The following is a 23,291-nucleotide window of genomic DNA, read 5'->3' on the forward strand; positions in this document are numbered from 1 at the left end:
GATTTCGCTCGCACAACTCGGAAAGCTCGTTCGACAGCCAGACGACATGGCATGTAGTGGCAGCATCGAGGAGCTTGTGAGCCAGGGATCGTTCGACCGTTTGCCTGACATGAATCCTCCTCCGGCGTAAAGGCGGATATGGATAAAGGACTACTAGTAGCGCTACACTACTACTAGTAGCGCTACACCACTACCAGTAGTGTTAGTTGCGTTGGGACGGGTCAATCGTCCGATGCAGGCACGATTCGGTGCGTGCCAGGTACCCGCGGGGCTTACGGTGATTTCAGTGTCAGGGTGAGGTCGCCGCGTGTTGCGGTGGTTGGATCCTGATCACCTGGTGTCTGGCTCATAGGCTCGGTGCTGCCTTCGGGTTGGCGTGCATGCGTTTTGTCGGCATCAGGTGTGAAGGACCGGCCGGCGTGACTTGATAGGAGCGTGGCATCCCCCCCGACTGAGATGTGTCCGCCGACCGGCCCAACCGTCACCTCACAGTGAATGGAGGCAACCACCATGGTTGTTGTTGGAGCCGATGTACACAAGCGCACGCACACCTTTGTCGCGGTCGACGAGGTTGGGCGCAAGCTCGGGGAGAAGGTCGTCGAAGCGACCACCGCCGGGCATGCTGGAGCGGTGATGTGGGCCCGGGAATGTTTCGGTGCCCAGCTGGTGTGGGCGATCGAGGATTGCCGGCACCTATCAGCCCGGTTAGAACGCGACCTTCTCACCGCAGGGCAGCAGGTCGTGCGCATCCCACCGAAGCTGATGGCTCAGACCCGTGCCTCAGCACGCACGCGCGGTAAGTCTGACCCCATCGATGCACTGGCGGTCGCGCGCGGGTTTCTGCGTGAACCTGATCTGCCGATTGCTTCTCATGATGAGATATCGCGCGAGCTGAAGTTGTTAGTTGACCGCCGCGAAGTCCTTGTGGCACAACGCACGGCGACGATTAGCCGGCTGCGTTGGCGAGTCCATGAACTCGATCCCGAACGGGCCCCCAAGGCTGCATCGCTGGACCGAGCCAAACACCGCCAGATCCTGGGCGCGTGGCTGATCACAGTCCCGGGCCTGGTTGCCGAACTGGCTTGTGAGGAGTTGGCCGACATCACCCGGCTCACCGAGCAGATCGATGCGTTGGCCAAGCGCATCGGCGAACGCGTTCGCGCCGTGGCGCCTACCCTGCTGGCAATACCGGGCTGTGGGGACTTGACCGCGGCCAAACTCGTTGGGGAAACCGCCGGAGTGACTCGTTTCAAGAGCGAGGCCGCCTTCGCTCGCCATGCCGGGGTGGCGCCGATCCCGGTGTGGTCAGGTAACAGCGCGGGCAGGGTCCGCATGACTCGCTCTGGAAACCGGCAACTCAACGCGGCCGTGCACCGCATCGCGGTCACCCAGATCCGCCTCCAAGGCTGCGGGCAGGCCTACTACCGCAAACGCGTCGCCACCGGCGACTCCAAACACGAAGCCTTGCGCTGCATCAAACGACGCCTATCCCGCATCGTGTTCAGCCGTCTCCACACCGATCACCACAACCGGACCCAGCCTTGCCAAACGGCAGCGGCTTGACATAGGAGAAACACATGGAGCGCGACGCCCTTGAATTCCCCGTTGACGACGATGACGACGTCGACCCACGCCGGCTACGCTCAAGGACCCGGCTATTGGATGCTGCCACCACGCTCCTCAGCGCCGGCGGCATCGAAGCCGTCACCGTTGACGCGGTCACCAAAGTCTCCAAAGTCGCGCGCACGACCCTGTATCGCCACTTCAGCAGCTCCACTCAGCTGCTGGCCGCCACGTTTGAACGGCTGCTGCCGCAGGTCCATCCACCGCCGGGGACGGGTCCGTTGCGCGACCAACTCATCGAACTGTTGAGCCGACAAGCCACGCTGTTCCAGGAGGCACCGCTACACGTCACCACACTGGCTTGGGTCGCGCTTGGCCCAGCATCAAATAGCAGCGCCCAGGAAACCTACGATCGGCACGCGCTGCGGACACGAATCGTCGACCAATATCGCCAGCCGTTCGATCGCCTTTTGCAAAGCCCCAAAGCCCGCGCCGACCTCGATGAATTCGACCCGCAGCTGATCCTGTGTCAACTTGTGGGGCCACTCGCGTTCGCTCGACTCACCGGCATGCGTGCCATCGATCGTCAAGACTGTGAGCGCATCGTCGATGACTTCCTTGCCGCGCACCGCCGCCACGCCGATGAGCCCGCAACGCAGGCCCCCTCCGCAAACCAGCTTCCCGCAGCAGCCGCTCCGGCTACCCGAGTGTGGCCAATTGCCGACCACGAGATCGGCAACGACAGATAGTTCCGGAGGCGACCTGGACGGGTGGCCGCCACGCACCTGCGTCCCGCCGCTGTGCGGAAACGCGTACTGAACGCGGGCTGACCGCGAACTAATCCGGTAGCGACTGCCGTTTGCACCAGGTGCGCGGCGGTCGGGAATTGGGGTCATATCGGCGCGATCTCGGCCAGGATCAGCTGTACGCCGAGCCGTTCCGGCGCCGGCGATCTCGTCGAGACGCTCGATCTCCGGAAGCGTCTGTCGGGCGGCCATGGTGTCGTCGACGATGATCTGGCCTGGCCCGCCGCCGGCCGCGCTCGCGTTGGTGTCGCCGCTGTGGCTGCCACGTCGGTCAGGGCGCTCAGTTGCTCGTCGATGCGAATGGTTAGGGTTCGATCCGCGCGCTTAGGGTGTCAATCAGGTGAGCAAGCATCCGGCTTCGCTCCGCGTGGTGGTCGTCGAAATCGGCCGGTCAAGGCCTCGACAAGGCGCCGTGTTTGACCCGCATCCGGCCGCGGGCCAGGTCAGCGAGTTGTCCGGCGTCGCGCTCGCCAGCGATCAACGCCTCAAGCATGTCGCGAACCGAGACGGTGACTAGTTTCAACGCGCCACCGCCGGCACTTTAATCAACGCGTCCTCGAGCAGCTTAATCAACGCGTCCTCGAGCAGCTTCTCCAGCTGCCGCCAGTAGCGGGCGCGTCCGCCGGTCAGGTCGACCCGCAGCCGTGTGTAATCGTGCAGCCGCCGCCCCGGTGCCGGCGGCACGAACGATGGCCGCAGCATGCCGTTCTCGGTGAACTTGCCAGCCACACCGCGTCCAACTTGTCGTGCTTCACGTCGCGGACGTTGACCAGCCTGCTCGAAGCGCCAGTGCGTGACCCTCCCAGGTCGGGCCCGGCGCCAGGCTAAACCACAGGCTCACAAACCAGAGTGAAATGGCGTCGGTGGGCAACCCGACCACATTTTCACGCCTGCGAGGCGTCGCCGAAGGCAATCAGGGGGCTGAACCGCCTTGCCCAGTGGGTCGGGTGAGGCTGGGAATGATGAACTCAACGACGAGCGCTTGCACGGTGCGACCGGTGGGGGGTCGGCTAGGGATGATGGACCGGAATATTAGGTAGCCGGGCAGTAGGTCCCAAAGTTCGTCGTTAATGGCGGCGCCGGCGATATCACCGCGGTCGACGGCCTGCCTCAGGATGTGCTGGACCGAGGCTTTCCACTGCTCGAGGAACTGATGCCGTATCGCTTCGTTGAGCGCGGCGTTACGCGACACCTCGACAAGCACCGCGCGGATGGTGCTGGCGTGCTGGCGGGCCTGTTGGCTCACCAACTCCCCAAGTTCCAGCAAATCTCCCCGCAGTGTGCCGGTATCGGGCGGGACCACGACCTGGCGGATCCCCTCGATGAACGCGGTCAGCACCAATTCGGCTTTCGACGGCCATCGCCGGTACACCGTCGCCTTGCTGGCGCGGGCGGCGGCCGCCACCGCGTCCACCGTCAACCGGTCATACCCGTGTTGCTGCAGCAGGCTTAACGTCACCGCAAGCACCTCGGCCTCCCGCGGCGACCACTGTGAGGAGTCCGCGGGACGATCGGCGATCTGGGACACAGTGCCCACGATAGAACCGTCGCAGGTTTTGTTTCCCAGTGACTGTCCCCATCGGTTGGAGCCGTGGTCATGCGCGTTGGGTGCACAATTGGTGGATACCCAGAGCGTCTCATACGGCTGCCGGACTGATGTTGCCAAGATAGCTGTGGCGGCGTTCAACGTTATAGAAGTTGTCGAAGTAGTCGGCTATCGCACCGGCCAATTCCATGCTGGTCTCCCAGCCCGGGTGTTGAGCAGCTCGACCCGTATCCGGGCACAGAAGAACTCCATGGCGGCGTTGCCTATGCGCAATCCCCGCTGGTATCGGGCAACACGCGTCAATCATGGATAATTGCCGTTATCCATCAAATCGTGCGACCATTGCTTCATGGCACCGCCGCGTCCCGGCCACAATAATAGGGAATCCAGTTACCCGCCATGGTTTTTGGAATTCCTCGCCGATCGTGCGATACGCAAGCCGTCACCCCATACGATGAGGGCATACCGCCAAGATTTCGACGCCATCGCCACTCTGCTTGCCGACATCCCCGAGCAGGTCGTTGATTTGAGGCCCGATGTCCTGATCAAGGACGCGCTGCGGACCGCCTTCGCCACTTACGCGCAGACCCACTCGGCCGCATCGATTCGGCGATGCTGGTCGAACTGGAACACGTTGTGCGACTACCTCTATAGCCGCGACGTTATCGCAGCTAATCCGATGTCACTGATCGGCCGACCCAAAGTCGCTAAGACGCTCCCGAAAGGCCTTGGCGCCGAGACGGTTTCCGGGCTGCTGGCGGCGATCGATCTGGACCAAGGTTCAAGGCGCCGTTCCGACTGGTCCGAGCGGGACCGGGCTATCGTCCTGACGGCTGTGCTCGCCGGACTGCGGGCAGACGAACTGGTGCGTGCCGACGTCGGCGATATTCGACCCACCGATGGGGGAGGCGTCATCCACGTCCACGGCAAGGGAAACAAAGATCGCCGAATACCGATAGAACACGCCCTCATTCGCGAACTCGAGGCGTATCTGGGATCCCGAGCAGCTCGCTTTCCAGGCACGACAAAGCGGCGGTCCGCCGAAACCGGGCTTGCCGCCTGGGCGGCCACCGCTCCACTATTCGTCGGCAGCGACGGTAAGCGGATGACACGGGGCACGCTCCAGTACCGGGTACTACGCGCGTTCAAGAAAGCGGGGCTGAACAGTCAACGCGCCGCCGGAGTCTTGGTACACGGTTTCCGCCACACCTTCGCCACCGAACTCGCCAACGGGAACGTCAGCGTGTACGCGCTGATGAAGCTTCTTGGACACGACTCGATGGTGACCTCGCAACGCTACGTTGACGGAGCCGGCGTGGAGAACCGTGCAGCCGCTGCGCAAAACCCGCTGTATGGGCTGATCGAAACCGCTCGGGAACCATAAAGCTCCCCAGTCTTTCTGCAAGATTCTACGTTACGTCAGGTAGTCCTGATGAACCAGCTCAGTTGCATCAGGATATCTTGACGCACCGACTAGACTCCCATCCATGGGATGGGAGCATTCGCTTGGCGACCGTGGCAGCGAATGGCACGAGGGGTTCATGGCCGCCGAGTTCGACGATGGCCGCGGCGCGCTGGGAATTCTCGGCACCGGAATCCCACCAGGACACCTTGCCGTCGACCAGTATGGCGACGGTACATGGGGCCAGGAGGCGGTGCGCCGACACGGCGGTGACGCCGCGTTTGTGACCAGGCCCGCCGGCGACGTCGTTGGCTGGCGCGTTATCTGCAACTGCTACGCGCCTGGTGACGTAATGCCCAGGAAACGCTGGGTCAGTCAAGAGCTTTGGACGCGCGTTCCCTCCCCGGTGCGACACGATCCCGCTGCCTTTCGTATTTTCGCAGCAGACGACGACGTCCTGGATGTAGTCAGTGGCGGTGATGCGGATGAGGCGGGCCACGCCGTGTGGTGGAACGAGCACATCAGCGACATCGACGCCGAAGCTGAGATCGCAGCCGCACTCGCGGTGATTCGTTCTGGCGAACGACAATTGGATCGGGCCGTCCTGCACGCACGCGGTCGACAGATGTCGTGGGCGAGAATTGGTGCAGCAGCTGGCATGTCGGCGCAATCCGCTCATGAGAGATGGGCACAACGTGTGCGAGAGGCATCTCATGAGTGACCATAGCCCTACAGGCAGCAGTTGCCCCACGACGTACCGGCTGCTGCAAGGGTTCAGAGCCAGTTTCGAGGATGGCCCATTGCGGCAGCGGCTGAGTGGGCAGCCCGAATGGCACATGTACGACGACCATGCCGGGCATCTGGCGAGCTTCAGAGGTGATAGCACTGACGCCATCAGAAGCGCCATGCGCTTGGTGATGGACCGGGGTGACTTCGGCACTGGTGACTGGTTTCTCGTGGCCTCCGGTGAGTACGAGTTCCGACTTAACAATGTCGGCATCGCACTCCGAGCGGAAGCGTTACGTCGGCGTGAGGGAATGGATCACGGTGGTGAGTGATCCGGATCTGGCCGCGCACATCTACCCAACCGGTGCACGACGCGGTGGGTAAGGCCCGCGATCGAGGCGAAGGTGAGCCCGGCGGGTGGCTTCGGCAGGCTGCGACCAGGTTGGCGGCGCTCGCGGACGATCGCGGGATGACGATCTCTGTCGCCGCTGCGGAATCCCTTTTACGAGAGAGGCTTTCGCGCATCGCGGACCGTCTTGGCATCAGCTGGCACCAGGCGCAGCGCAGTTTCGACGTATCCGCCCTAGACGCTTTTGCCGACCGGTTAGTGGCAACGTTCGCTACTGAGGAACCTGGCGGTGACCTGTTTTCCCTTCCCCGCACCGCACAGATCAGCGTTTCCGGGCTCGGCCGGCTTATTGCCGGTCTGGCCGAAAGTCTGCTCGCGTGTGAGCGCACCGCGGCGCTTGAAGACGACGAACGCGCGGCTCGCCGACTCGAGATCACCGAGCTGCTGTCCGTTGCTGGGCTTATGCAGTCCGAGAGCTCGCAGGGCGATGTGTCTGCTCCCCCGGCTATGTTTCTCCGCATCGCACGCATCTTCACCACGGTGGCTGACCTCACCGATCAACCCGAACTGGCAAACACGTTAAGGCGTGACGCCATCCGTGCGCGAACTGCTGCGGTACCTGAAATGAACTAGACCAGGTTGGTTCAGTCTTCGATGGCTGTCTCTTTGACCGTGGGCCTAGTCGAAGCCGCCTTCTTCATCAGTCTCGCCGCCAATGGATCGCCGGGCTCGACCCATTGGGCGGCCCGAACGGTCCTAAAGCCACTGACGGTTCAGAACACACCGTCAGTGCTGAGTCCTGATCCTGCTTCACGGCCCAAGACCATGCCCCGTGGTCAGCTCCGCTGATCAACTACATATGTCGTCGGCGGTCGTCACCACGCTCCCCGCCGGCCGCCGCTCGATTCCGCCACGACTTGTCGGGCGGCACTTCTACCCTTGATGCTTGCGCACTCGCCAGACATCGACGCCGCGCTGACGTGGCTCGTCGCTGTGCGCCGATCGATCCGCGACCAGGGCGGTGATCCGTCGACCCGCCAGATCGAAGAGCTGCTAGAACGAGAGAGGATTTGCCGCCGATGGGTAAAGGCGCCCGAATCCGAAAGGAGCGCGCCGAGAAGCGCGACCACGAACCTGCGCAGTTGAAGGGCGGGAAGTCCAACCCAAAGCCGACGGGAAATCAGCCGCCGCCATGGCCGCCGTCGGGAAAGATGCCGCCGTTCGGGCTGGCTGGGGGCTGGCCGTCCGAAGATCCGATCTCAAAGGTCATGTCGTTCGTGAGCTCACAGCCGCAGCTGATCGTGTGCGGCCTCTTTGGGCTGGACCCAATTACATACGACGAACGTCGCGAACTGCTTGGCGGGGTCAGCCTTTACCACTCCCTCGAGACCGTCGCCTGCGTGCAGGCGCAGTGGGACGTGGCCTACTCGACCACCCGGGGCGTGCGTGACGTTGAGGGCGACTTCCTCGCCGGCGGGGGCGAGGGTGGCCTGTCCGAGAAGGTCCTCAAACGAATCATCATCTATGGCGACATGCTCATCTCGCCCCGCGCGACAGCACAGCTGCAGCGCGAAATCATCGAATACGCGTCGACGGATCACGCCGCGCCGGCGATCGATCGCAATACCCTGACGCAGCTGCTGCTGTCGATCACGACGGAGCAAAATCTCAACTCTGAGTTCGCGGGCGACGTGCCCACCACGGATGAAATCGCGAAGCTTCAGCACAAGCTGCCGAAGATGGGCCTCGAAGAGCTGCATGAATACGCGAAACCCCTTATCCAGGGCGAAATCGCGTCGGCACTCTTCAACGCACCGCTGAGGCTCGAGATCGTACTTTCAAACACCTACGATCTGTGGTTCACCAAGTGGGCACCGAGATCTAAGACCACGGGATTGGGCGCGACGCCCGCCGAGGCCTTCAAGATCGCCACCGAGGTCGAACTGATCGACATCATGCGGCTGGGGCTCCGTATCATCAAGCGCAGCACCAAGAATCAACAGGTTCGGTTCAGCCGCGATGAACTGCTCGCCGACGGCGCCTCCGAGGCGGCGATCGACTACCTCTTCACTAACATGGCGCTGAAGCTGGACGATTTCAAGACGAAGCTGCAGGAGGATCGCAACGCCGGGGAAATCGGCCACCAGCGATACACCCTCACGCGGTACCCGTTCCTCGCCATCAACGACAACGCATTCGTCACCATCCGCCACCAGTGGGCCCTCGACCGCCTCTGCGGCGGCCAGCTCTACTTCGAAGCGTGGGCCAGCCTCCCCGGATCGGCCCGACATCGGTTCAAGACCGCGATGAACGACGCCTTCGAACAGTTCGTCGCGGGCATTCTCCACCGCATCGTCGACAAGTGCCCTCATCTACTCGCGATTGCCGACGAGCCCGACATGCAGGCCGCATGGACGCAGAAGAAGGGCGTAGAGCCGTCGGTGTGCGACTGGTTGATTCTCGGCAAGGATCACTGCGTGGTGATCGACGCGACAAATCACGCGGTGAAAGAGGATGCGGCGCAAGGGCTAGCGACGTGGGAAGCCTACAGCGCCGACGTCGAGAAGATATTCATGGATACCGACCACGGCAAGTACAGTCAGCTGCTATCCACCATCGACCTCGTCCAGAAGCACCGCGGCTGGGAAGGCCACAAGGTCGACAACAAAACGATGTACGCCCCGCTGGTCATCGTGCCCGACGCCGGCGTTACCAACGGACTGTTGGCTCAGTTCGACATCAATATCCGAAGCGTGAGGGCGTTCAAGCATCTTCAGCCGCAGGTGTACGCACCCGGCATCGTTCCGCTCTCAGACCTCCAACTGCTGGAGGGTATGGCAAACATCGGGGCGAAGGGCGGCAAGAACCCCAACATGATGGATCTGATCGCGAAATGGCGCACCGCAGCTTCGAAATACGGCATGGCGTCTTTGCAGCTGTACCTCCTCAGCTATGGCGCGCCGACACTGCCGCTGAGCGACCACATCCTGAAGAACAGCGGAATGGTGATCAACCTGCTCAACGGCAACTAGGCCGGGCGCAGATCGCTGGCGACGGTGCACTAAGCGCTAGTGGAACAATATGGGACTCGACGTTCGTCGGTATCTCGATGCTCATTGTTGAACAACGGTCGGCGCCGGCGCCTGAGAATCGATCACACATGCGGGCATCTCTCGCGCGGCGCGACCGTATCGCTGGGCGATGTTCGGTTCCAGAGATCTGGTTTGACTTTTCGACCGACCGCAACTGCGCGACGCACCGTGGTGGCGGGAATATGCTCGACCGCTATGGGTCTCAACCTAGATACGAGGGCGTCGTTTCGACGCAGCCACCGCTTGGACAAACTCGTCGAGGCGATTTTTCACGCCTCCTCGACCACCACACCCGAGACCCATTGGGTCGAGTGGAAAAGCACCCTGGATTTCTCCAAGGCCAAGGACAAGGTCAGCGCCGCCAAAGCGATCATCGCTTTCGCCAATCGCGACCCGGTGAACGCGGCCCGCGAGTGCGGGGGCGAAGCGTACCTCGTCGTGGGCGTTTCACCTGTCGGCGTGCTCGACGGCGTCGCGGTACACGACGCGGCCGACCTCGCCGCGATGCTGCGAACCTACGTCGACGGACCACACTGGGACGTCGACTACGTCGAGTTCCGCGGGCAACACGTCCTGATCATCACGGTCGCACCACCGCAGCCCGGCGACCGGATCCACTCCCTGGTCAAGGACTACGAGAGCTACAAGTCCGGAACTGTGTTCCGCCGCGGCATTTCCGGCTCCGAGCCGGCAACCCATCGAGAGCTCAACGAACTGCAGAACCGGCTCCTGCAAGACCCCCCGGTCTCTGACAGCGACGCGTTCGACGAGGCAATCAGCAGCGGCAACTACCGTTTGACCGGCCGGCTGCTCCGCAGCGCCGCCCGTGGTGTGATCGACGCATGCAGCGACCCTGAACGATTCCCACCCGGCTTCGCTAGTCGTGTGCCGACGGAGCAGATCATCCAATACGTCGAGATCGCTGATGGCTACCGCACGGCCGCAGCGCCTTTGCTTCCTCTCGTCATCGAAGGCTGTCGCGTCGAAAGCGCTTTCCTTGAAGTCGAATATCGACAGCTCATCACGGCGCTCGCCGAGCCGAGACCGCTTGCCCAACAGAGCGGTTCGCTCATCACGAGTGTCCGAAACCAACAGCTGGAAGCGTTGGCAATGCTGCCAGCCACGCTCACGATGTACGCCGGCACGATCGCGGCAGTTGAACACGAGAACTATCGCGCCGTCCGCACTCTGACCGTCGATGCCACCGTCGATTGGTCCCTTTTCACGAACCGCAAGGTGGCGGTCCTCGATAAGGCTGGCCCCTGGGAGATTGTCGGCCACGAGCGGCATCTCGGACTTGCCCTACGTGCCGCCCAGACAGGCGCACTCACCAAACAGCTGCTGGAGGACCTCGCAGCGGGTCGACTTCCGCGCCGACCGGTCTACCCAGTCTCGGATTTCTTGTTCGATGCGCTGCGGTCGTACTTTCCCGACCGCACCGATTCCCAGTACATCCGGCTGTTCGATGCCGCCGAGCTCCTTTTCGCCCTTGTTGTCAGCGATCTGGCGGCTCAACGTAACCCAGGCCTCCTCGACCAACCCTGGCTGGGGCTGTTCGTCAAGCACGCGGCCGAGAGCTACCCCTTCGAGGAGACCGAGGTGGCGCACATGTTGATGGACGCGCGAAGCGCGGGCGACCAATGGCCACCCCTAGAAGCCGGTCTGTTCGGGGGATCAAAGAAACGGCTACAGGAAGCCGCAGACACCGTGTGGACGGCTACTGTGGCGCAGCTCCGCCGCGGACCTTTCTGACCAGCTAGTCGCGAGGATGCCTTCGATAGACACTGACTGCCCCGTGCTGGCTCGATGGCGAAACGGCCAGTCGTCCTGAGTCATGCGACGCAGACCGAATACGCGAACTGCGCTGAGACTGTTCCGGATTCCGCGGTCCCCATCGGCTGGCCACAACCGCTGACGTGGCGGTGGCACGATAACAGTCATGGATGAGAAGGTGCCCACTGTCAGCGTGCGGTTGTGGCGTGCCGACGCGATCGTCTTGGCCGACTGGCTGGCCCATACTGATCTGAACACGGTACCGGTCACCCATCCGGCGCAAAAGCAGGCGCTGGCAGATCTTTTGAGCCGATTTGAATGGGCTGCCGACGAGGACGTGACCGCGGCAACTGCCGAAGAGATCGCGGCAGCCCAGGCCGAAGTGGTCCGCGATATGGGTTGGTGACACACCTGAGCGGGCTGGGCACTCGCCCCAGCACGGTCAGGTAAACGATCTGCACATCGCCAGTCCGCTCACTGCGGCTTCTGGCGTACGTGTAGACCGCCGCGCTCGTCACTACCTCGAGGCGGCGCGGTAAAACTCCGAAAGCCGGGCGGCGGGGCGATATCGTCTGAGGCGGGGGAACCATCGCTGGTCGTTATCCGAGATAGGTCAGGGGCTTTCACACGACATGACACCTGCAGGCTACCCCGATCGCGCCAGACTGGTGGACAACGTGGTGCTGCGGCGAGCCGTGGCAGCGTTCGCCGCCCAGCCCAACCAACGCGGCGCGGTTGAGGTGCTGCGGTTGTGCATGTACGGGGAGGTGCTGTTGGACATCACCGGCTCTGACGCATTGACCGGTGAACCGTTCGCCACGGGCTCGCACTTGCAATTCCGGGGCGGCACTGGCCCCAATGGCGGTTCGGCGCTGTTCTGCTACACCCGCAACGAGGAAATCGCCCGCCTGCACCCGCCCGGTGCGACCACCGCGTCACTGGTTCAGCCGGCCATCGGGGCGCTGGAGCTGGCCCGAAGCCAGGGCAACGCATGGCTCTACATTGATCCGGCCGGGCCCACATGTGCCCTGTCAGCCCCCGAGATTGATTTCGCGTTGCGCAACGGCAACAACGAGCGGCTCAAGCAGGCCCTAGCCGACCACACCGACGGGAAAGCCGACAGGCAGGCCGTGGTGCAGGTGCTGCGCGACAACGGCCCTATGGTGCTGGCCGGCGATGATTCGCGCGGCGGAGTGGGTGTTCGCATCACCACACATCCGAACGGCACGACGAGCATCTTCGCCTTCACCAGCGCCCCGGAAGTCCTGGCCTTCAACCCTGCCGACGCGGCCATATCGCTGACGATCGAGCAGGTGGTGCACATGGCCCGCGAACAGGGGCACACCGGGATCGTCATCAACCCCGCCGGCCCGTTCCTGTGGGTTTCGTTGGCCGAGCTCCTCGGCGAATAAACGCGGTTGGGAGTGAAATCAGCTGTGCTCCAATGCAATCAGGGCTACGGAGATACGGCTGTTAAACACCTGGGCGTAGGCGCCAAAGCTGGCCGGAAGAGCGACCCGACGTTGTTTGCAAAGGTGCCCATGCTTGTGGTCAGCTACCGTGCCTGGCCGACGTCATCGACGACAAGTAGCGCACCGACCGCAGCCAGTCATCCACCGTCTGTCAGATTGCCGATGGTGGTCGTGGTATCAGATGTGGCGATGAACCCGGTGTAGGTCTGTCCTGAGCCGATTCGGCAGGCCAGTGCAATCGTGTCGGTCCATACGCAGATTGCGTCGTCGAATGCGTATGCGGTGTTCTTGGGTAGCAGGTTGAGCGGGTGGCCTTCGAACTCGGGCTTACTGCCAGGGCTTGGGTTTTCAACGCTGGTGAACTTGATTGGGCTGACGACGGTGCCTGATTCGAACAGGCTCACTGTGTTCGCTCCTCCAGGGGCGCTAGCGAACGGCCCGGTGCAGTTCATCGCATACATCATGCGGTGATTGGATGACGTGCAGTACAGGCCGCTGGGTGTGCGGAAGCCGCGCACTGAGTAGGCCAGGCCGGGGCGCACCGTGTAGTCGCTCTCAGATGCCTTTGGGTAGGAGGAGAAGTCTGGGGCGGCCGGCGCAGCCTGCGCGGCGACCGCCGGGACCGTGGCCAGCATGGCCAGCAAGCCCGCGACCGCCTGGCCGATCCGATTCATGACATCCATTATCCCTGCGCCCCGGTGGTGAACGGACGCTTTTTGATGGGTGGGGACGCCAACAAATGCCTACCGTGATATACGCCTACAGCACAGACTGGATGAATGAACTGGCATGCTCAACCGCCAGGCAGGCCACTGAAGGGGAGAACGCGCGTGAAAAGGACCCGCCTATATAGCCCAGTGTTCTTCGCCGTGATGGCTGCGCTATGCCTGATCCTGTTCGTGGTAAACGTCATCCACGGCACGTGGCTGGGCTTGATCAGTACCGGAGGCCTCGCGGTGTTGATGGGTTACCGGGCGTGGTCCGGCAGGCGCCGCACCAACCAGCAATAGACCTACAACGCAACACCGCTGCTAAAGCAGGCAAGCACGTGGTGCTGACCCGGACTCGCGGGCGACCTTAGGACATTTCCCCTGCCAAAACGCACTGCGTGGTGTCGTTCACGCGAGCTACACGCGCTAACCGCACCGACTTGTGCGTGATCAGCAAGTACGTTGGTCGCGTGGTCGCCAACAGTGTCCGTAGCCGCAGGATCGCTCGAGGGTTGCTGGCGCTGGTGTGCGTGGCTGCGGCGGCCGCAGGCGGGGTCGTCGCGTGGCGCATCGATGAGCGGGCACAACCGTGTTGGAGTGTGCGGCAATTCATCGAGTTCAACCGCGATACGCAGGCCTCGCTGAAAGCCAAGACGCGGTTCGCGCCGCCCGGCTCGTACGAACCAGACGTGGTACCGGCTGCCGGCGACTACCAGGCCTGGCTCGACGGTCTGCAGCAGCACGCCGGCCAGGTGACCGCACCCGAGCTGTCGGCGCACGCGCAACGAGCCGCGGCGCTGGCGCGCGAATTCATGAAAGATGCCAACCAGATGAACGCCGAACTGGACAAACAAGATCCCTTGAAACCGCAACTGCCACCATCGGCGAAGGCGGCAGGCCAGGTTAACCGCGAGTTCGGCGACGAATTGGCCACGCTGGCACGCGCCTGCCCGACCTGAGCGCGCCGCCAGCCACTCGCGCCTCTCTACTGCGCCGAGTGACGAGGCGATGCGATGTGTGAAGCGGCCGGCGGGAGGCCGACACCCCGCTCCCCTACCCCTGCTGGGCGCGAGCGCGCGACGACGCAAGGAGCTCCGCTCGTCGCCGATAATGGTGAGGGTGACGGGCTGTTCGAGTAGCGCCGCGCTACGGCTGATGAGCCGGCGCCGGCTGTGGCGGTTGTGCCTGCCGGCTGTGGCGTGTGTGGTGGCGGCGACTGGTGCGTGCGCTGCCCTGGATCGTAGCTCCGAGGCCCGCCACCTTCAGGCTGAGATAGCGAAGATGCCTGGGGTCGACAGCGTTAACCCCGGCTATATCAACGATTTTGAGAACGGCGCGGAACTGAAATTGGTGGTCACGATGCCTAAGGCAAGCGAGGACCAGATCGCCGCGGTCGCCTCGCGCATCACCAGCATCAAAGGCAGCGATTTCGACGGCTACCGTCAGTCCTGTGATTTCGTCGTCGGCGATGAACTTGAGGTGATACGCGGCGCGCAGCTCGACCCCGCCCAGATCGTCGACGACACACACCGCTTGCGCGAACTGAGGACCCGCGTCCCGCGCTCGGCAATCCAATGGTCGCGTGACGGTACTAGTTCGCGGCTCGAGGTATGGGATGTCGAACACACCAGCGACGTCTTGACCGCAGCGTTGGCGGCCGTCAAGCCCGAACCGATGACCGTCTATATCCGTTCCGCCGAACCGACGAAGTACCCGACTTGGGAAGTCGGCGTTCCGATCAGCGGCGAGCAGCGCGCAGCGATCGATGCGTTGCTGTCGCGGCTGGTGCTGCCGGTCTATTACGTTCGCATCGACAGCGCGAAGATCACCGAACTATCGGCATACATCACCGACACTGCCCGGGCCTACGGTGACCTCAAATCAGTAATCTCCACGGTGGCGCCAACCAAACAGCAACCGTTGCAACTGGAGTGGCACCTCATGGTCGAGCCTGACAATTTTCACCAGTTCACCGGCTCGCTGACGGTGCCGAGCTGCCCCCAAGACAAAGGGGCCCCCAAATCCCAAGCCCCTCAGGGCAATCAGACCGCGGAGGCAGCCGCACTGCAGCGGCAACTGCAAAGCGCCTTCACCGCCTGTTGATACTGCCCTGCCCCGCCCCCGCGCCTGTGGCTGTTTCGGCTGAGCCTCGCCGGAGTTATGGCGCCGAGTCGAATCCCCACGCGATCGCACGCGCCAGCGAATGCACATACTGCTCGCGAACGAGACGGTCGCGGGTCATGATGTGATACGGGTGCGGAGGAAACAACAGACACGGCTCCCCAGGGTGATCGTCACGGCGGGCCCGCGGCACCCGGAAAGGCCAATTCAGCTCCCGCGCCTCCGGATATACCTGCACCAGCGCCGCTTTCGCGAACTTGCCGACGCCGATCACCAGCCGCGGACGCACAATATCTCGCAGCTCGCTCTGCAAGAACGGCAAGCAGTTCGCGCTCTCGTGCGGACGCGGATCGCGATTCCCGGGCGGATGACAATGCAGTGAGTTCGTAATGAACAAATCGGCCTTGGCGATGCCTGCGCGCTGATAACAGCGATCCAGGATGCGACCACTACCTCCGAGGAACGGCTCTTGCGCCTTCATGCAGCCCCGGCACAGTGCCTCCCCCACGATCGCCACCGGCGAATCGACCGAGCCAAAACCCGGTGCCGATTCGGTCACGCCTGGCTCATTCAAACGGTCCGGGTCAACGCATTTGCGGCACGCCTTGATCCTTCGATCGAGTGCGGCCTTCTGCCGCTGCCGGGCATCCGCTGTCACCTCACCCACCGGTCCCCATCAACCTCAATCGCAACCACCACTGGCGCGACGCTACCCACCGCGCACCCTCCCAGGCAGGAAATCGGAATGTTCACCGACCGACGCTGACCGGGTGCGGCAGACTGGTCCGCCGTGCGGGTACGTTTTTTCCAGCAGCCCTGGTGGATCCGCTGGCTGGCCGACTCGGTTTTCATCGGGGCCATGCTGCTTGTGTTCTGGTGTGTGTATGTCACACACCCTTTCGAGCGAGCCGCACCAATCGTGCTTGCCCTGGCCCTGGTGGGCTTCAGCGCGGCGGCCGGAGCGGCGTCAGCCCTGGGCCAGCGTCCCGCCCGTGCGGCGTACACCGAAGCGCTGCGGGGACTGAATCAGGCCGAGCGTGCCGAGGCGGTTCGGGCATTACGTGAAGGTGCTCTGCCGGCCCGTCATCGGGTGTTGGCCGGCGCGATCCGCTGCGGCGCTGTCGTTGAAGCCTATTACCAGCGGGCCAGCCGCGGCCGAACCACGCAACTGATCTCGGCGGCCCTCCTTGCTGTTGTCGGGATCGTTTCCGTCTTCCTCAGTGACCCGCGCCGCGGCACCCTGTGGCTGTTGATGGCCGCGCTGTTCGCCGCGCAGACGGTGCGCCGCGAGCGTGTGCGCACAAAGCTCAACACCCACCTGGCGCAGCTACTCGCGGCCGCCGACCGCTCCCCCGAAATCAACGCCGACGACATCGCGCCCCCACCCCTACCGCGGCGCACCAGCTGGCAAATCGTTTTGTTCGTCGTCGTAGTGGGCGTGGCGGGCATCGGCTTCACCCGATTGGCGAATCATCCACGCCGAGACTGCCGCGCCGCCGACGCCGCGGTCAGCTTCTTAGCCGACAATTCCGATCTGACCAATCTGCAGCTCATAGTGACCGGCGGCCCCGATTTACGCGCCTACCAACATTGGGCCGAGCAGCTCTCCCACTTCGCCGCCCAGGTCTCAGCTCCCGACATCGAGCCTCACCTGCGTGCGATGGCCGATCGCGCCAGCGATGCGGTTTCCCTTGTCGCCCAAGCCCGTACCTCCCCGCCGCCGCGCCCGGTTATCGACTTACAGAGCGCCTACGGGCAGGACATGCTCGCCATCATCGACCAAGAACGTTCCTTGACCGCTGCATGCCGGCCGCGCTGAGCTCTTGACGCCGCGGGCAAGGCGAACGCACCGAGTATGCGCGTGGCATTCGAGCGACGTCCGTACGAGGACGTCGAAATCCTTGCGTCCGTGTGCATTCGGTTGATGAAAGTTCAAGCGATGGCAGCGTTTGGCGACGAGTTCCTCCGGGCTCGGCGCCCGGGGCGTACTGGGAGCAATTTTGCCACGGGTTTCATGGCCCTAAGCCACCTACAATCAGAAATGTGGAGGGTCAGAAAGAGCGCCGCCTCGGACCGATCGGATCGGAACTTCCGCCGTTAGGCCCCTGGTGGATCCTGTTTGACCGGATTCTGGCGGCCTCCCGGCTCAGTCCACCGCGCTTATACCGACTGTTGTGGGGCCTTCAACCTCGCGCGCCGAGACACAGCAAACGAGGACGCCAGACCACGGGGCCCGGGCTGGTCGCGGCCCTAGACGCCCAACTTTTCGGTGGGCCCACCACCAGCCCTTGCCCACAGCGAAAGGTGAGAGAAAACTTCCCCGCTTTCCGGAGCGAACTGGCAAACGGCCCACAACGCCGACATGAGTGAGCGTTCAGTGTCGAAGTGGTTGCCTCGGCATGGACGTCCCGGTCGTGGGCCGTCGCATTCAGCTAGCGCTCCGTCTCGATCTGGCCGATAAGTGCATCAAGGTCGCGGCGAAAGTTGGGCCCGGTGCGCATACGCATGTAGACGTCGCGGTCGATGGCATAGACCCCAGGAATCGGATCCGCCAGGTGGTGTGCCAGCAGCGACTCGTTGGGCTCGGTGTCCAGCTCACCGGCATTGAGCCGACGCTCGAATTCATCGCGAAGTTTCAGCCTGGCGCCATCTTCAGTGTCGGCTATCACGTGCCAATCCGACTTCGGATACCAGGCCTTCCACGACTGATCGTTTTGCCGCTCAACTCGCGGCCGAACGACCACTACATACTCTGGCGTGCCGCTATCCATGGGGTTTCTCCAATCAGTCTGGCCAGTGGCCGCTGATATCGGTCGGGGACGAGAAGATGGCAATGGTTCCATCGGGGAGCAGTTCGCGGCAGGTGAAGCCGCCGCTCGGCCGAGGTAGGCACCACACGATGCCGGTTGGTGGTGTTGGGCCGGTACCGTCGTCGCCACTCGCGTCATCATGTGACTTCGGTGCATCGCTCGATAGGGTCTGATACCCAGCGGCGAGCTGACGCAGCGTCGCCGACACCCCCTGATATTGGGTTTTCGTCGCCTGCAGTTGGCCCTGCATCGCCGACAGATGCTGGTTCATCGCCGCCATGATCAGCTGGGCCCCCGCCGGCGACCGACCTAACGTAGCGGCCTGAGCCCCTACCGCGCGGGCCTGATCACGAATCAACCCCGAGGCCACTCGGCCCTGCTCGCCGATCACACCACCCTGCGCAGCGGTCTGCGTCAACTCCTCATCCAAGCCTGCAGCAGCGGTTCGGGCTCGCTGATATGCGCCAGCCACCCGGGTCACACCACCGCGCAGCCCGCTCACACCCTTCGGCGATGCAGGCACCGACCCGCCATCAGCAGAAGCAGGCAACTTGCCGCCCTCACCGCCGGCCGGATACAAGTCATGCGCACGGGTCAGCAGCCGGTCCACACCAGCCACAAACGCCGCAACACTCACCCCTCAAAATTAGCCGGAGCTCTGTCGACAATGCCACGCCCAAACCCACCAAGCTCCGTGCCAGCTCGACGCAGATGTCGTGCATCATGTGCTGGGCAGACGCGGCCCTCCTCCCGGCGCACCGACCTGACATAACCATCCAGGCGGGAGGAAGGGTGCGAGCCGGGCTAAGCACTGAGATTCCCTTCAGTTACTGCCTTAGCGGCGAGTCAACAAAGCCGCCGTCGGGCGGTGGAAGTGGAAGCGGTACAACCACTCCCCCGACGTCGGCCGCATAGTGAGCGGCTTCATCGGACTCGGCGTCGGTGTAAGCGCGCACGGCGGCGGGCTGGCTGGGTACCCGTACCAGCAGAGTGAAGTCAGCGATCTGCACGTCGCCAGTCCGCTTGCTTGGGTTCTGTCGAACGTGCAGATCGGCGCCATCATCGCTCATTGCGTCATTATCGGCCCTGTGCGCACTCTTCGACCGCTTCGCCCCTCACCTCGATCGGGCACGCTAACATCAGTCATGCCCAGCGATCCGGGCCGAAAGGGTCGACGGGTCATTCCAAGGGGTGGACTAATGACCTGTCCCGGGACAGACGCGCGTTCCCAGACAATCCGGCCCGAAGGCTCCGCGCGCTGTTGTCGTTGGTTTCAGTCGGGCGGTTCCCGAGCTGATCTGAAGAGAGCGTGTCGGTGTGGTCGTGCCGGTAGGCGCTGTCCGCGCGGCCACGATGAGTGCGCGCATCTGCAATGCGATACAGTGCACGGTTACAACGTGTTTCATGCGCGGATAGCGTGTGGGTGTCAAGCGACTTCGCCAACGGGCGATCCAGTCGAATCGAATTCGTTGGTGAGTGTCTGCCAACCGGAGAAGGAATCGATCCTTTTGGCCCGGATCGCTGGGCATGACTGATGTTAGCGTGCCCGCTCGAGCATTAATACCGTCGCAGACAAATCCGGGTCATAGGTGCGCCCGCAGGCGCGGCAGGTGAGAACACCGTTGCGTTTTTGCGTCTCGGCGGGGTTCTCGTGTCCGCAGCCGGCGTGAATACGGCTTAGCCCGGCGGCGGGCACCACCGTGATGGGGACCGCGTCGCGCGTCGCAGCGGCGATGATGGCCTGGCGCAACAGGCCGGGGGCGGCGTGCTCGCGACGACGGTCGATCTCACGCTGCCGGTCGGTAGGTAATGCGCTGCGCTCCAATGCCCCTCTGGTCACGTCGGCGACGTTCGTGTCGTCGACGACGACTCGTCCACACTGGCTGACGAGGGTGTGGGCGACTTGGCGCCATAGATCATCGCGGTAGCCGCGGGCTCGCGAGCGCCCGTGGCCCTGCTGTTGCCACCGCAGTCGATCGCTGCGCCGCCAGGCTTCTAACTGGGTGGCCATCTCGGTTCCGCTGTCACGCCAGTGCAGGGCGAGCGCGGCGAATCGCGCCGGTGAGCGCCACTGTGCCACCGCGGCGGCGGTGAGCTGTTCATCCGGGCGGCCGGGATGGGGTATGGGCCCATGCTCATCAAGCCAGTCGGTGAGCTTGCTGCGGATGCTGTCTAGGGCCAGGTCTCGCGTCGATGCCGTATGGCTGTGGCGCTGCAGTCTGGCTGCGATCACCGCCGGCGCGATGATGCGACCCGAGACGCCCTCGGTGACGGGCACAATGACGTGTGCAAGTCGGCGCGGAATCGTTATCGGTTCGGTGGCACGCCAATGGGCGACCACGGTGCCGCCCTCGCTGGCTTGCCAACCCAAATGTATTGCCACGACGGGACGCTCGCTCCGTTCGGTGGCAACCGCATGGGGTATGCGCGCGGTGATAGATAACCGTGCCCGTAGGTCGGCCCCGACTCGAGTGACTGTCAGTTGCGCGCCGACGATGTCGGCTTCGGCAGGAAGCCATCGATGAGCCTGAACGGGCACATCGATCCATTGTGGTTGGCGGCCAATGGATCCGCAGCGCAGTCGGACGGTGACTCGTCCGGCGCGCCGCTTCTCGGCGCGCGTCATTTCTGCCCACTGTTGCGGTCTGATCCATGGCATGTGCAGGACGTTGTGGTAGCGGCCGGCGGGATCGGCAACCACCAGCGGAGTGCGAGGCGGTCGGCCGGCGGTCCGCTGTAATTGCACCGCGATGGTGCCGGTGCCGTCGAAGCGGTGGTGGCGTAGCGTCGCGGGCTTGTGTTGTGCGCGCTGCTGTTGGATGCGTCGCACCGCGACTTTATGTTGGTCCACGATGTAATTGAATGTCGCCCAAAACAACTGGTCGCCCGTCGGTGACTGACAGTAGCGGCGATAGAGACTTTTCTGGTCGGCGGCAAGCTGCGCCCCTCGGTCCCGACGCCGTTGTGCGGCAGCGTCTTTGACTTCAGCGATGGCGTCGCGTCGGAGCTGGCGCGCAGACCTGAGCGCGGCTCTAGCATCACACAACTGCTGCGCGAGGGGCGAATCAACAAGCTTGTCTCGCGCGGCGATCCGAGCTGCTTTCAGTGCCGCCGCGGCAGATTCAACGCGTTCCTCGGCGGCGGCCACCTGCACTTCAGCGGCGGCTACTGAGGGATACGACGACCAAATCTCCTTTATGTCTTCGTCGTAGGCGAGCTGCAGGCTGACGAGGTCCTCACGCAGATCGTGTGCTAGCCGCAGTTGTTGGCGCAGGATGTCGGGCAGCTGCCACCGGTAATGCACACCCATGGTGTGAACTGTGATCCGCGTCGAGTCTCCAACCTCGACATTGGCGGCCCGCTCTGCCGCCTCTAACTCTCCGTCGGAGGCCACCCACATATCGTTGCACAATGAGCGTCGCGCGCTGAGGCACGGCTGATGCCGCCACGTAGTCGCACACGAAGGCGCCGCGGCCCGACCGCCACGCACGACCGCATCTGATGGTCGTCTCGCGCTGCTTGGCTTTCTTAGACGCGTGGCGAATTCGGGCGGCCGCGACTAGAGGTTGCTGAGAATCGCCGATTTGATGCTGTCACGGGATATTTCGAAGTTGGGAAGGCGTAGCTGTGGCATTGGCCCATTAAGTCAGGCTAACTTTGGTGGGTGAGTATCGCGGCATTTCTGGCGGGGGTCGACCGTATCCTGACGCGCGCGCATAACCTGTATCCCGCTGGTGGGCAGGGCGGCCCGTTTCCGGCCTCGGGTGGTGGCTCGGCTCCTGCGTCACCGGCCGGTGTTGGCGGGTTGCGAACCGGTGTGACGCGGGCCGCCGGCTCCTATCAGCAGGCGCGGACCAGCGCTGCGGGCCTCGACCAGGAGGTGCAGCAGGCGGCCGAGCAGGGCGGCACGATCGGCGCGCAGGGCCGACTCGGGTCCGGGGTGATTCGCGACCAGGCCCGCGCTGTGGCCGCGGCCGCCGGTCCGATGGCCCAGTCACCGGCCGGTGCCCGCCTGGTGATGGCCGCGATGGACCAGCACCTCACCGCGATGCAGGGCCAGCTGCAAACGACGAAGACCCAAAACCAGGCAGTATCGGCGACCTTGCGGCAGACCGCGGCGGGATACCAAACGCTGTCCGATGGCGCCAAGGACTCCCCCGCTGACCCGACGATTCGCGCCGCGGGCTGGAAGCCGGGGGACCCGTTGCCGGCCGAGCCGGCCCCGCCGGGGTTGCCGCCGGTGGCAACGGACCCGCGTAACCCGTTCGTGGGCGATCCTCGTTTCGGATACTGGACCGACTATGTGCCACCGCCGTACACGGGTTCGACGCCGCCTCCGCCGGCCAAGCAGCACGTGCCCTGGGTGGACGGTCCCGAGGGCGGCCCGACCGGCTTTTACACACCTGGTAGGACCTGGATCGGCGACAATGATGCGCCGTTCGCCGCCTATGAGCAGCAGTACAAGTTCCGCATCGCTGGTGAGGACCTGACGTCCTACACCCAGGTGGGTCCGGGTGGTCAGATGCAGCGCTGGGTGGCCTACACCTATGAGGCGCAGGAGTTCCAGAACGTGAAGCTCAACGGGGACATCTGGGTCAAGACGCCGCCAGACGCGAGCACGGGAGGGTTGGGCGGCGTCAGCACCGGCGGCATCGGAGGGATCTCCATCCCGCCCAAGATTGGGCCGTGGCAGCCCATTACCCCGGCGCAGATCGCGACCCTGTCGGCGGCTAACCCGACGGTTAAGTACTACATGCCCGATCCGTGCGGGCAACAATTCACATTCGTCAACGGGACAGCTACCGGGGGAAACGCGCCGGGTCCGATCACCCCGAGCATCATCGCTGGTCCGCCCGGCTGATGCCCGAGCTGACTCGGCCGGCGGCCCGGGATCTCGAGGCTCTGCCCTAGCCTGTCACAC

The 23,291-nt window shown here is 63.7% G+C and carries 23 protein-coding genes; 15 read left to right on the top strand and 8 right to left on the bottom strand.

Going from position 1 to position 23,291, the window contains the following annotated elements:
* Positions 1 to 495 precede the first annotated feature (495 nt).
* The 3 genes from AWC17_RS05710 to AWC17_RS32560 all read left to right on the top strand — a co-directional run bounded on the left by AWC17_RS05710 (position 496) and on the right by AWC17_RS32560 (position 2,886).
* Complete coding sequence (locus AWC17_RS05710) at positions 496 to 1,563, top strand: IS110 family RNA-guided transposase (RefSeq protein WP_192579516.1); 1,068 nt, start codon at positions 496 to 498, stop codon at positions 1,561 to 1,563.
* Between the two features lie 14 nt (positions 1,564 to 1,577).
* Complete coding sequence (locus AWC17_RS05715) at positions 1,578 to 2,312, top strand: TetR/AcrR family transcriptional regulator (RefSeq protein ID WP_047323904.1); 735 nt, start codon at positions 1,578 to 1,580, stop codon at positions 2,310 to 2,312.
* 397 nt (positions 2,313 to 2,709) lie between these two features.
* Entirely contained in the window at positions 2,710 to 2,886 is a 177-nt protein-coding gene (locus AWC17_RS32560; RefSeq protein WP_156181225.1) for a hypothetical protein, read from the top strand.
* A gap of 2 nt (positions 2,887 to 2,888) precedes the next feature.
* Here AWC17_RS32560 and AWC17_RS05720 read toward each other — a convergent pair whose 3' ends face one another.
* Together AWC17_RS05720 and AWC17_RS05725 are read right to left on the bottom strand one after the other, a co-directional pair.
* Positions 2,889 to 3,098, bottom strand: a complete 210-nt coding sequence (locus tag AWC17_RS05720; protein WP_047323903.1) for a hypothetical protein — start codon at positions 3,096 to 3,098, stop codon at positions 2,889 to 2,891.
* Between the two features lie 184 nt (positions 3,099 to 3,282).
* On the bottom strand, positions 3,283 to 3,909 hold the full coding sequence (locus tag AWC17_RS05725) for a TetR/AcrR family transcriptional regulator (protein WP_089150880.1): 627 nt from the start codon (positions 3,907 to 3,909) through the stop codon (positions 3,283 to 3,285).
* 355 nt (positions 3,910 to 4,264) lie between these two features.
* Here AWC17_RS05725 and AWC17_RS05730 point away from each other — a divergent pair, with 355 nt between their 5' ends.
* The 7 genes from AWC17_RS05730 (at position 4,265) to AWC17_RS05765 (ending at position 12,669) form a co-directional block, all read left to right on the top strand.
* The gene (locus tag AWC17_RS05730) at positions 4,265 to 5,299 is read left to right on the top strand and encodes a tyrosine-type recombinase/integrase (RefSeq protein WP_047323901.1); all 1,035 of its coding nucleotides are present in this window, start codon (positions 4,265 to 4,267) and stop codon (positions 5,297 to 5,299) included.
* Between the two features lie 157 nt (positions 5,300 to 5,456).
* Entirely contained in the window at positions 5,457 to 6,038 is a 582-nt protein-coding gene (locus AWC17_RS31930; protein WP_141224516.1) for a hypothetical protein, read from the top strand.
* A 474-nt stretch (positions 6,039 to 6,512) separates the two neighbouring features.
* Positions 6,513 to 7,025, top strand: coding sequence for a hypothetical protein (locus AWC17_RS05745; RefSeq protein ID WP_047323914.1), 513 nt, complete (start codon positions 6,513 to 6,515; stop codon positions 7,023 to 7,025).
* A gap of 446 nt (positions 7,026 to 7,471) precedes the next feature.
* Positions 7,472 to 9,424 (top strand): hypothetical protein, encoded by a 1,953-nt coding sequence (locus AWC17_RS05750; RefSeq protein WP_047323898.1) that lies wholly within the window; start codon positions 7,472 to 7,474, stop codon positions 9,422 to 9,424.
* Positions 9,425 to 9,679: 255 nt separating this feature from the next.
* Positions 9,680 to 11,236, top strand: a complete 1,557-nt coding sequence (locus AWC17_RS05755) for an AlbA family DNA-binding domain-containing protein (RefSeq protein ID WP_047323897.1) — start codon at positions 9,680 to 9,682, stop codon at positions 11,234 to 11,236.
* 187 nt (positions 11,237 to 11,423) lie between these two features.
* Complete coding sequence (locus AWC17_RS05760; protein WP_047323896.1) at positions 11,424 to 11,663, top strand: hypothetical protein; 240 nt, start codon at positions 11,424 to 11,426, stop codon at positions 11,661 to 11,663.
* A 226-nt stretch (positions 11,664 to 11,889) separates the two neighbouring features.
* Entirely contained in the window at positions 11,890 to 12,669 is a 780-nt protein-coding gene (locus AWC17_RS05765; protein WP_047323895.1) for an SseB family protein, read from the top strand.
* Positions 12,670 to 12,866: 197 nt separating this feature from the next.
* On the opposite strand, the gene AWC17_RS05770 is transcribed toward AWC17_RS05765, so the two are convergent.
* On the bottom strand, positions 12,867 to 13,403 hold the full coding sequence (locus AWC17_RS05770; RefSeq protein WP_047323913.1) for a hypothetical protein: 537 nt from the start codon (positions 13,401 to 13,403) through the stop codon (positions 12,867 to 12,869).
* 198 nt (positions 13,404 to 13,601) lie between these two features.
* Between AWC17_RS05770 and AWC17_RS31935 the strand changes: the two genes are divergently transcribed.
* The 3 genes from AWC17_RS31935 (at position 13,602) to AWC17_RS05780 (ending at position 15,542) form a co-directional block, all read left to right on the top strand.
* Positions 13,602 to 13,739 (top strand): hypothetical protein, encoded by a 138-nt coding sequence (locus AWC17_RS31935; protein WP_167380249.1) that lies wholly within the window; start codon positions 13,602 to 13,604, stop codon positions 13,737 to 13,739.
* Between the two features lie 170 nt (positions 13,740 to 13,909).
* Complete coding sequence (locus AWC17_RS05775; RefSeq protein WP_231614261.1) at positions 13,910 to 14,398, top strand: hypothetical protein; 489 nt, start codon at positions 13,910 to 13,912, stop codon at positions 14,396 to 14,398.
* Positions 14,399 to 14,642: 244 nt separating this feature from the next.
* The gene (locus AWC17_RS05780; protein ID WP_141224517.1) at positions 14,643 to 15,542 is read left to right on the top strand and encodes a hypothetical protein; all 900 of its coding nucleotides are present in this window, start codon (positions 14,643 to 14,645) and stop codon (positions 15,540 to 15,542) included.
* Between the two features lie 55 nt (positions 15,543 to 15,597).
* Here the strand turns inward: AWC17_RS05780 and AWC17_RS05785 are convergent, their stop codons facing one another.
* Positions 15,598 to 16,227 (bottom strand): uracil-DNA glycosylase, encoded by a 630-nt coding sequence (locus AWC17_RS05785; RefSeq protein ID WP_047323892.1) that lies wholly within the window; start codon positions 16,225 to 16,227, stop codon positions 15,598 to 15,600.
* A gap of 123 nt (positions 16,228 to 16,350) precedes the next feature.
* Between AWC17_RS05785 and AWC17_RS05790 the strand changes: the two genes are divergently transcribed.
* Entirely contained in the window at positions 16,351 to 17,379 is a 1,029-nt protein-coding gene (locus AWC17_RS05790; protein WP_047323891.1) for a hypothetical protein, read from the top strand.
* Between the two features lie 613 nt (positions 17,380 to 17,992).
* On the opposite strand, the gene AWC17_RS05795 is transcribed toward AWC17_RS05790, so the two are convergent.
* The 4 genes from AWC17_RS05795 to AWC17_RS05810 all read right to left on the bottom strand — a co-directional run bounded on the left by AWC17_RS05795 (position 17,993) and on the right by AWC17_RS05810 (position 21,680).
* A complete protein-coding gene (locus AWC17_RS05795) occupies positions 17,993 to 18,229 on the bottom strand; it encodes a hypothetical protein (protein WP_083179442.1) in 237 nt (78 codons plus the stop codon).
* 115 nt (positions 18,230 to 18,344) lie between these two features.
* Positions 18,345 to 18,980 carry a hypothetical protein gene (locus AWC17_RS05800; protein WP_141224518.1) on the bottom strand — a complete coding sequence of 212 codons (636 nt, stop codon included), beginning with the start codon at positions 18,978 to 18,980 and terminating at the stop codon, positions 18,345 to 18,347.
* A 217-nt stretch (positions 18,981 to 19,197) separates the two neighbouring features.
* The gene (locus AWC17_RS05805) at positions 19,198 to 19,440 is read right to left on the bottom strand and encodes a hypothetical protein (RefSeq protein ID WP_052955347.1); all 243 of its coding nucleotides are present in this window, start codon (positions 19,438 to 19,440) and stop codon (positions 19,198 to 19,200) included.
* A 467-nt stretch (positions 19,441 to 19,907) separates the two neighbouring features.
* Positions 19,908 to 21,680, bottom strand: coding sequence for a hypothetical protein (locus AWC17_RS05810; RefSeq protein ID WP_156181224.1), 1,773 nt, complete (start codon positions 21,678 to 21,680; stop codon positions 19,908 to 19,910).
* A 354-nt stretch (positions 21,681 to 22,034) separates the two neighbouring features.
* Between AWC17_RS05810 and AWC17_RS33040 the strand changes: the two genes are divergently transcribed.
* Positions 22,035 to 23,231, top strand: a complete 1,197-nt coding sequence (locus tag AWC17_RS33040) for a hypothetical protein (protein WP_192579515.1) — start codon at positions 22,035 to 22,037, stop codon at positions 23,229 to 23,231.
* The last annotated feature ends 60 nt before the right edge of the window (positions 23,232 to 23,291 follow it).

The sequence above is a fragment of the Mycobacterium nebraskense genome (genome assembly GCF_002102255.1).
Classification (GTDB): domain Bacteria; phylum Actinomycetota; class Actinomycetes; order Mycobacteriales; family Mycobacteriaceae; genus Mycobacterium; species Mycobacterium nebraskense.

Coding starts and splice junctions, on each gene's coding strand:
- AWC17_RS05710 (WP_192579516.1), top strand. CDS start 496: ATGGAGGCAACCACCATGGTTGTTGTTGGAGCCGATGTACACAAGCGC.
- AWC17_RS05715 (WP_047323904.1), top strand. CDS start 1,578: ATGGAGCGCGACGCCCTTGAATTCCCCGTTGACGACGATGACGACGTC.
- AWC17_RS05730 (WP_047323901.1), top strand. CDS start 4,265: ATGGCACCGCCGCGTCCCGGCCACAATAATAGGGAATCCAGTTACCCG.
- AWC17_RS31930 (WP_141224516.1), top strand. CDS start 5,457: ATGGCCGCCGAGTTCGACGATGGCCGCGGCGCGCTGGGAATTCTCGGC.
- AWC17_RS05745 (WP_047323914.1), top strand. CDS start 6,513: ATGACGATCTCTGTCGCCGCTGCGGAATCCCTTTTACGAGAGAGGCTT.
- AWC17_RS05750 (WP_047323898.1), top strand. CDS start 7,472: ATGGGTAAAGGCGCCCGAATCCGAAAGGAGCGCGCCGAGAAGCGCGAC.
- AWC17_RS05755 (WP_047323897.1), top strand. CDS start 9,680: ATGGGTCTCAACCTAGATACGAGGGCGTCGTTTCGACGCAGCCACCGC.
- AWC17_RS05760 (WP_047323896.1), top strand. CDS start 11,424: ATGGATGAGAAGGTGCCCACTGTCAGCGTGCGGTTGTGGCGTGCCGAC.
- AWC17_RS05765 (WP_047323895.1), top strand. CDS start 11,890: ATGACACCTGCAGGCTACCCCGATCGCGCCAGACTGGTGGACAACGTG.
- AWC17_RS05770 (WP_047323913.1), bottom strand. CDS start 13,403: ATGAATCGGATCGGCCAGGCGGTCGCGGGCTTGCTGGCCATGCTGGCC.
- AWC17_RS31935 (WP_167380249.1), top strand. CDS start 13,602: ATGGCTGCGCTATGCCTGATCCTGTTCGTGGTAAACGTCATCCACGGC.
- AWC17_RS05805 (WP_052955347.1), bottom strand. CDS start 19,440: ATGAGCGATGATGGCGCCGATCTGCACGTTCGACAGAACCCAAGCAAG.
- AWC17_RS05810 (WP_156181224.1), bottom strand. CDS start 21,680: ATGGGTGTGCATTACCGGTGGCAGCTGCCCGACATCCTGCGCCAACAA.